Origin of the sequence: Vibrio sp. V42_P2S4T144 (assembly GCF_009904715.1) — a bacterium.
Lineage (GTDB): Bacteria > Pseudomonadota > Gammaproteobacteria > Enterobacterales > Vibrionaceae > Vibrio > Vibrio alginolyticus.
This window is the reverse complement of record NZ_WXWS01000180.1, coordinates 1-4,731: the sequence shown is the minus strand read 5'-3', so window position 1 is coordinate 4,731 and position 4,731 is coordinate 1. Positions and strand designations below refer to the sequence as shown.

At 45.9% G+C, this 4,731-nt stretch carries 6 protein-coding genes; all 6 read right to left on the bottom strand.

The genetic code is table 11. The annotated features are described in order from the left end of the window. Positions 1–85: 85 nt before the first annotated feature. Positions 86–1,777 carry a long-chain-fatty-acid--CoA ligase FadD gene (fadD, locus tag CAG68_RS06380; RefSeq protein ID WP_005382216.1) on the bottom strand — a complete coding sequence of 564 codons (1,692 nt, stop codon included), beginning with the start codon at positions 1,775–1,777 and terminating at the stop codon, positions 86–88. A gap of 106 nt (positions 1,778–1,883) precedes the next feature. Beyond that, positions 1,884–2,738: an alpha/beta fold hydrolase gene (locus CAG68_RS06375; RefSeq protein WP_005382215.1), complete on the bottom strand. Its 855-nt coding sequence runs from the start codon at positions 2,736–2,738 to the stop codon at positions 1,884–1,886. Between the two features lie 6 nt (positions 2,739–2,744). Further along, positions 2,745–3,302 (bottom strand): Slp family lipoprotein, encoded by a 558-nt coding sequence (locus tag CAG68_RS06370; RefSeq protein ID WP_005382214.1) that lies wholly within the window; start codon positions 3,300–3,302, stop codon positions 2,745–2,747. A 41-nt stretch (positions 3,303–3,343) separates the two neighbouring features. Beyond that, a complete protein-coding gene (locus CAG68_RS06365) occupies positions 3,344–3,649 on the bottom strand; it encodes a hypothetical protein (protein WP_005382213.1) in 306 nt (101 codons plus the stop codon). A gap of 60 nt (positions 3,650–3,709) precedes the next feature. Further along, positions 3,710–4,411: a tRNA (adenosine(37)-N6)-threonylcarbamoyltransferase complex dimerization subunit type 1 TsaB gene (gene tsaB / locus CAG68_RS06360; protein ID WP_042523171.1), complete on the bottom strand. Its 702-nt coding sequence runs from the start codon at positions 4,409–4,411 to the stop codon at positions 3,710–3,712. Between the two features lie 29 nt (positions 4,412–4,440). Continuing rightward, positions 4,441–4,731, bottom strand: a 291-nt coding sequence (locus CAG68_RS06355; protein ID WP_272926225.1) for a helicase C-terminal domain-containing protein, incomplete at its 5' end; no start/stop codon positions are given.

Below are 4,731 nucleotides of genomic sequence, written 5' to 3'. Positions count from 1 at the left end.
GTTCACATACTTCTCGCTATAAAAAATGCCAGCAAAACGCTGGCATTCTATCATTTTTTAAATATCTCGACTCGACGAAATCGGCTTATGCGCTTTTCTTCGCAAGTTCAGCGTCATTCTCTTCGCGTAAAACACGACGCAAGATCTTACCGACATTGGTTTTAGGTAAGTCTTCGCGGAACTCAACCAACTTCGGAACTTTGTAGCCAGTTAAGTGTTCTCGACAATGCGCGATCACTTCGTCTTTGGTCAAGCTCGGATCGCGTTTCACGACATAAATCTTCACTAATTCACCAGACACTTCATGCGGCTGACCAATAGCAGCAACTTCAAGTACTTTGCCGTGAAGTGCTACAACGTCTTCGATTTCGTTCGGGTAAACATTAAAGCCTGATACTAAGATCATGTCTTTCTTACGGTCAACGATATGCAGGAAGCCTTCGTCATCGAACTTAACGATGTCGCCAGTTGATAGCCAGCCGTCTTCGTTAATCGTATCTTTCGTTGCTTCAGGTCGTTGCCAGTAACCTTGCATAACCTGAGGACCACGAACTTGAAGTTCGCCAGTTTCAGTATTCGCAAGAGCGTTACCTTCTTCGTCCACGATACGAACTTCTGTTGATGGTACCGGCAGACCAATAGAGCCATTGTATTCAACAAGATCATGCGGATATGCCGCCACCAACGGAGAACACTCTGTTAGACCGTAACCTTCGAGCAAATAGCAACCCGTGGTCTTTTGCCATCTTTCTGCCACTGAGCGCTGCACTGCCATGCCGCCGCCAACGGCTAAACGTAGATTACTGAAATCCAACTCGTGGAAATCTTCATTATTGACCAATGCATTAAATAAGGTATTCACGCCCGTAATCGCAGTAAACGGATGCTTTTGTAGCTCTTTCACGAACCCTGGAATATCTCTAGGGTTGGTAATAAGTAAGTTACGACCACCCATTTCAACAAACAGCAGACAGTTTACGGTAAGAGCAAATACGTGATACAGCGGTAATGCTGTCACGACTAATTCACGCCCCGGAGATAAAACCGGTCCGTACGCGCCTTTTGCCTGTAGAACGTTCGCAATCATGTTGCGGTGAGTCAGAATCGCGCCTTTCGCGACACCTGTCGTCCCCCCCGTATATTGCAGGAATGCAATGTCATCCCCAGACATAAACGGTTTAACGTATTGTAGACGACGACCTTTACGTAGAGCCTGACGCATTGAGATTGCACCAGGTAAATCGTACTTAGGCACCATGCCCTTAACGTACTTCACGACAAAATCGACAATCGTACCTTTCGCTCGTGGCAGCATTTGACCAAGACTGGTTAACACTACGTGTTTGACTGGTGTTTTATCGACGATTTGTTCTAGCGTATTCGCAAAGTTAGACACAATCACAATCGTCGTCGCACCTGAGTCATTCAATTGGTGTTCAAGTTCACGAGGAGTGTAAAGTGGGTTAACGTTTACGGCGATACAACCTGCACGCAAAATACCAAACAACGCCACTGGGTATTGCAGTAGGTTTGGCATCATCAGAGCAACACGGTCACCCTTTTGCAGTTTTAACTCGTTTTGCAGATACGCTGCGAATGCGCGACTACGCTCTTCCAATTTACGGAAGGTCATAACCGAGCCCATGTTCATGAATGCTGGTTGGTCTGCATATTTTTGTACAGACTGTTCAAACATTTCTACCAAAGACTCATATTGCTCTGGATTAATGGTTTCAGGTACGTCACTTGGATAACGTGAAAGCCATGGTTTATCCACGATGTTACTCCTCGTTTATAACTGGCTAAAAAATAGCGTCCTTTTTATTTTGAAAGCTATTACAGCACAGCGAACGTGCTTGAGCACGCAACTCTCAAACACTTGTTTAAATTTTGTTAACTACACCAAGAATTCGCGTTGCGACCTCGAGTATTTGCTCTAAATGACAGTGATGACCACCCTTGACAGAAACCACTTGCGGTGGGTTCTCTCCCCAATCAGCTTGGTTAGATGGTAAATTCTGAAATCCTTGATCGCCTAATACAATCAAATGAGGACAACGTATTTGGCTGGTAATCGAGTTAGCATGCGCTTGCGCCATTCGGTAAAGCGACGCACATTTTAACTTGGCGTCATGCCGCCAATACCATTTATCTCCTCGCTGCTCTGTTCCACGCTCTACTATCGGTAGAAGCTGCTCAGCGGTTAATTGGTTGGCTTGCATGCGTAATTTTAACGCCAGATCGAAGGAGGCAATGGCTCGCTCTGGCTTGTTTTGCTGTCTTATTCGACTTAAAACGCCATCGCGAAGACGAGGCAAACTGTTAGTAGGATCCTCATGAAGAGGTCCTGCTCCCTCAATTTGCACAAGAGCTTCGACCTGCTCTGGAAACGCTGCACTATAGCAACTTGCGATTAAAGCACCAAGTGAATGCCCTACTAATATCAGTCTGTTTGGTGATAATTCGTCCAAAAACTGATACAAATCGGCAATATAGTCGTGAAAGGGGTAATAATTATCGTGAGATTTATGACTCGATAAACCGTGACCAAAATGATCGATGGCTAGGAGGTGTAAGTGAGGATTAAGTTGATTCAACTGCTCCATGAGCGCTTTAAAGCTGCCCGCATTATCTAACCACCCATGAAGAAAAACGACTGACAAGTCAGCCGTTTTCTCGTTCCCTATCTCAAGGGCTGCCATTTTGCCGGCAGGAAGCTCGAATTGACGCTCATGCATCGCAGATTATTTGACCTGTTTTATCACTTTACCGTCTTGTGGGAAATCATTACGCCACATGCGGCAGTTAATCGAGTAACATGGGTAAAAGTAGGTTGGCGAGTCATACATGCGTACACGTTCTTCAATTTTCCATAAACGGTACCCTTCCCCCTTTATTACCGGGAAGATGTAACCGTGCTCACCGATCTTTCCTTCTTCTTCCCCTGCTCCTTTGCCTACAACCGTCACCAAACGGCCTTCACTAAAGGCGACAGGCTCTAAATAGCCATCAAAATAGGCGACAAAACGCCCCGTAGGCTCTTCATCGATATCAGGTTTACCAGACTTACTGATAGGAAGGTTTACAATCTCTAGACGCGTTTTATCTTTAAAGTTATCCACTTTAGCGATGATTCCACCAAGGCGAACATCTTCACTCACTTGCCCCTGAGACTCAGCAAAAGCTTTATAGTCTGTAACGACCAATTCTGTGCTTGCATTTAGCTCCTCAGGCAACGAGCTACACGCAGACAAACCAACCGTAGCAAATAATGCGAGAAAAAACCGTCCAAAAACCTTCATAAACCACCTTTCAATATTAGTAACCCCAAGCTGGGGAGATCTCACACGTAAATATCGACACCAAGTAATTGAGCCAGTTCCTCTTTTTTAGCTCGATTCATGACATCCATGTACTGCTCCATTGCTTTACGTGCGCCCCCTTCAGGAAGGTCATATTGCACTTGAGCTCGGTGAATTTGGGACTCATCCACGTGTTTTATGGAGTGCGCCACGGCGTTAGCAACCTTTGAAGGCTGACCTACAGGCTGCTTTGTTTGTGATTTATTTACCGGCTTCTTTTGACTGGCTTTATTAGTGCGATTTGCACCGGGAATCAAAGAAGGAGGCAAGCCATTAATCGACGCCATAGCACTCCATAAAAATACAGGGCAAACGCCCTGCTTTTTGTCAGGTTAATGAAAAACGGACTATTCGCGACCAGGAAGTTTTTTCCATGTCACATTATCACGTAAATAAACAGGGCTCGAATCTTCGACCGGCACGATATTACCCTTTTTAAATTCTTGTTCAGCAAGAATCACGATGTCTTGTGAATCAGGGTACAGAACGTCACCATGCGTCAAATTAAACGGTAGGCCTGCTAATACTTCTTGGTAAGCATCCCAACCAGTACCTGCTGTCGTCCACGTTTTGTCGTCTGCTTGTGCTTCTTCAACGAGACGTGCTGGTGGAATTACGCACTCTGCATCCATCTCTGCCCACTCACCGTTTGCTTGGCGAGTGTAACGTGCCCAGTAAACTTCACCCATACGTGCGTCAATAGCCACAGCGACATCGGTCACACCATGTAAGCGATAGCTACCTTGAGCCATTGCAGCCAGCGTTGAAACGCCGATCATAGGTAAGTCAGCACCGAACGCCAAACCTTGTGCGATACCAATACCGATACGAACGCCAGTAAAGCTACCTGGACCACGTCCAAACGCTAACGCATCCAGCTCTTGTAGAGTCAGGCCAGCTTCTTTGAGTACTTCATCAACCATTGGCAGTACTTTTTTGGTGTGATCGCGTGGTGCAACCGCGCTACGTGAAATCACTTGATCATTAGCCAACAACGCAACTGAACAGTTTTCAGTCGCTGTATCGATAGCAAGAATTTTTGCGCTCATTTAACTCTCTACAACTTTCATTTATTGGGTTATGCCTCAGCACTTGCGTCTGTGACAGATTGTTCTGCTTTCAGGAATGCTTTGATTCCATCTAAGTCTCGCGTCCTTGGGATAGGTGGTAGGCTTCCGAGGAAAATACCACCATAGTCTCGCGTGACGAGGCGATTATCACAAATGATCAACGCACCGTGATCCTTCTGATCTCGAATTAATCGCCCGACTCCCTGCTTTAACGTAATCACTGCATCCGGGATTTGTACTTCAGCAAATGGTTCACCGCCACGTAATCGACAATCCTCGATACGGGCTTTGAGTAACGG